6 protein-coding genes and 1 pseudogene are annotated in these 2,734 nt (G+C 57.4%); 3 read left to right on the forward strand and 4 right to left on the reverse strand.

The features are described from left to right. Positions 1–168 (forward strand): hypothetical protein (locus H0V34_06410; protein MBA2491343.1); only part of this gene is annotated, 168 nt, incomplete at its 5' end. 41 nt (positions 169–209) lie between these two features. Here the strand turns inward: H0V34_06410 and H0V34_06415 are convergent. Next, a complete protein-coding gene (locus tag H0V34_06415) occupies positions 210–779 on the reverse strand; it encodes a hypothetical protein (GenBank protein ID MBA2491344.1) in 570 nt (189 codons plus the stop codon). Between H0V34_06415 and H0V34_06420 the strand changes: the two are divergent. Next, positions 708–897 (forward strand): annotated as a pseudogene (locus H0V34_06420) (type II toxin-antitoxin system HicA family toxin). The gene H0V34_06415 and the pseudogene H0V34_06420 overlap by 72 nt on opposite strands. A 17-nt stretch (positions 898–914) precedes the next feature. On the opposite strand, the gene H0V34_06425 reads toward H0V34_06420, so the two are convergent. From H0V34_06425 to H0V34_06435, 3 genes are all read right to left on the reverse strand, one after another. After that, positions 915–1,154, reverse strand: coding sequence for a transposase (locus H0V34_06425; protein ID MBA2491345.1), 240 nt, complete (start codon positions 1,152–1,154; stop codon positions 915–917). A gap of 134 nt (positions 1,155–1,288) precedes the next feature. Continuing rightward, the gene (locus H0V34_06430) at positions 1,289–1,591 is read right to left on the reverse strand and encodes a transposase (GenBank protein MBA2491346.1); all 303 of its coding nucleotides are present in this window, start codon (positions 1,589–1,591) and stop codon (positions 1,289–1,291) included. Positions 1,592–1,784: 193 nt separating this feature from the next. Continuing rightward, complete coding sequence (locus tag H0V34_06435; GenBank protein MBA2491347.1) at positions 1,785–2,075, reverse strand: transposase; 291 nt, start codon at positions 2,073–2,075, stop codon at positions 1,785–1,787. Between H0V34_06435 and H0V34_06440 the strand changes: the two genes are divergently transcribed. After that, positions 2,047–2,734 (forward strand): PQQ-binding-like beta-propeller repeat protein (locus H0V34_06440; protein MBA2491348.1); only part of this gene is annotated, 688 nt, incomplete at its 3' end. The genes H0V34_06435 and H0V34_06440 overlap by 29 nt on opposite strands.

The raw sequence follows: 2,734 nt of genomic DNA on the forward strand, positions 1-2,734 counted from the left end.
GCCGCCCACGCCGCCGCCGGGCGCGCCTACACGCAAATCGGCTGGTGGTTCTGGACGTATTACTATGCCAGTGGCTCTGACTATTATCTCGGCGCTCTCGGTTCCACATCAACGATGCTCAAAGAAACGCAGCCTGGCTACTGGGAGCCGGTTTTGTCCTGTCCATGAACACACGTAACGCCATGCCCCAGCAGCACGCCGTTACGGGTTCACGCCACTTCGCTTCTCGCCGCGCGCAGTAGTCGAAAACTCAGCGCAAAAAAATCCGAACATCGATCATCGTTGCTTTCGCGCATGGCGGCGGTCGTCCGCTCTCTAATTTCCTGGCTCTGTTCGGATGTCTGGCTTGAGATGAAAATCAACTGACGAACGAAGTCCGTCACGCCCTGGTGCGAGATGTCATCGATTGCGCGGATCAGCGCTTCTGCCCGCGCTTCCGTGACGCCGGCTGTGGTCAAACGTTTGAGGGCGGCGTGGGGTCGAACGGGACGCATGCGCCATATAGTAAATCTCATGCGTAATAACGCGTCTAAGAACGACGACGTAGGGCGGAAGCTCCTTACGGGCGCCCCGCCGCATCGCCGGGCGTAAGCGAAGATATTTCCAAGCATACGATAGTACTCTCTTGCAGAGTTCCCATGTCCGTCGCGGCCTCGCCTGGGGTTGTGCATTAGGCGCAATCGCGGCTTCTGTGCGATTATCACATCATGAAGTTCAAAGAGTTCGTCGCGCTGATCGACGCGGATGTCTGGCGGCAGGTACGGCAGCGCGGGAGCCATCGACAGTATCATCATGCGACCAGGCGGGGCACCGTCACCATTGGCCGGTAAACCCGGCGTTGATGTTCCGCGGGACACGCTGAACAGCATCTTGAAGCAGGCTGGCTTGAAGAGGTAAGGGAAAATATATAGTGGTCAACCGATTTCGGACACTTTGTTAAGGTTTCTTTCATAGTTCAGTGGCGTGGTGTAGCCGAGCGTCGAATGCAATCGTTTCGAGTTGTAATACACCGCCACGTATTCTCGCACGTCAGTAATCGCTTGCGCTCGGGTTGGGTACAGTCGACCGCCGGTCCATTCGCGTATCAGACTGCTGAAGAAACGCTCCGCCGGGGCGTTGTCCCAGCAGTTGCCTTTGTGGCTCATGCTGCACATGATGCCGTGCTGCTTCAGAAATGCTTGGTAGGCATGACTGGCGTGACCTATTGCCGCGGTCGGAATGATGGATCAGACCGGCAGATTGATGGCCATCATCAAGGCGCGGATCACCAGGGCTTTCTTGGCTTTCTTCATGCGTCGATCAATGGACCAGCCGGATGACCCGTCGGGAATACAGATCCATCACCACCGCCAGATAGATCCAGCCCTGCTGAGTCCACAGATAGGTGATATCCGTAGCTAAAGGCCCGGTTGGGCGCCGACGGAGCAAACTCGCGGTTCAGCACATTCGCCGCCACCGGCAGTGAATGATTGCTGTCCGTGGTCACACGGTATTTGCGCTTCTGTCTGACCTTCAGGTTCAAGCGCTTCATCAAGCGGCGCGTGCGGTCGCGTCCGATTGCAAAGCCCTCCTGGCACAGGTTTTTCATCATGGTGCGGCTGCCAGACTGCCACGCGATGCCGCGAACAGCGCTTGCATGCGCCGCCTCAACACCAGTTCCCGCGGCGCGATGACTTGGCGCGGCTGGTTTCGTCAGTCATAGTAAGCACGGCGCTGAACACCCAATTGCCAGTACAGCTGCTTTACCGGCCAGTGTCGCGCGTGATCGCGTATAAACCCGTACTTCACTTCATTTTCCTCGCGAAGTACTGGCTGGCTTTTAAAATCTCTTTCTCCATCCGCAGCTGGCGCACTGCTTGGCGCAACCGCTTCAGCTCTTCGCGTTCACCTCCACTGAACCGCGCACCACCGGCTTCTTCCTCAAACTGACGCTGCCAGCGACGCAGCAGATTCGCTCCAATTGCCAGGCTGCGGGCTGCTTCGGAAATCTTGTAGCCCTGTGCTGTCACCAGCGACACCGCTTCACGCTTGAAGTCCTCGGTGTAGATGCGTCTCCTTGCGCTTTCTGTTGTCATCGTTCACCTCGTTATGGCATTTTACAGCCTTAATTCAGTGTCCGGATTTAGTAGACCGCTTCAGTGGAGCCGCGGCGCGGGCGATGACGGCATGTCCACACCGGCTGTGGATGCGAGCAACGTCTATCATCACAGTGGTACTTCCCTCGAAATATGGAATCGCTTTAGCGGTTTGCCTGTAGCTTCCATTCCCGATCCATTCGCATCCGCCTTCGCGTACTCGTACCACGGTGCGCCCATGATCGGCAGTCGCGCCAACGTCGTAGCCTTCGCAGGTGCGTTCAGCGGTCGTGCGGGCAGTAACATCGAGCAGTATGAACAGCGTGTTTTTTCGAGCTTTAACATCAGGGCCAAGACATTCGAGTGGGCAACCGCAGATGCGTACATCACGGCCCCTGCGCTCGCCAACGGCGTGATCTATGCCGCGCGCAACGATCCAATGGTGCTCGATGCGATCAGCGAAGCGACAGGAAATGTGCTGTGGAGTTGGAGCCCGACCGGGCGCGGTGACACCAGCTTTCATCGCAACGTTATCGTCACGAACAACTTGCTCTTCGTGAGCACGGACCGCGCCGTATACGCGCTGGACCTCGCGACAAAGAAGCCGGTGTGGAATTATCCGCAACCCGGAATGCTGGCATTGTCCGCGAACCATGTGC

Source organism: Gammaproteobacteria bacterium, assembly GCA_013696315.1.
Taxonomy (GTDB): domain Bacteria; phylum Pseudomonadota; class Gammaproteobacteria; order JACCYU01; family JACCYU01; genus JACCYU01.

What these genes read in the sequence shown, in the direction of transcription:
- H0V34_06415 (MBA2491344.1), bottom strand. Translation starts at nt 779, where the DNA reads ATGGCTCCCGCGCTGCCGTACCTGCCGCCAGACATCCGCGTCGATCAG.
- H0V34_06425 (MBA2491345.1), bottom strand. Translation starts at nt 1,154, where the DNA reads ATGTGCAGCATGAGCCACAAAGGCAACTGCTGGGACAACGCCCCGGCG.
- H0V34_06430 (MBA2491346.1), bottom strand. Translation starts at nt 1,591, where the DNA reads ATGATGAAAAACCTGTGCCAGGAGGGCTTTGCAATCGGACGCGACCGC.
- H0V34_06435 (MBA2491347.1), bottom strand. Translation starts at nt 2,075, where the DNA reads ATGACAACAGAAAGCGCAAGGAGACGCATCTACACCGAGGACTTCAAG.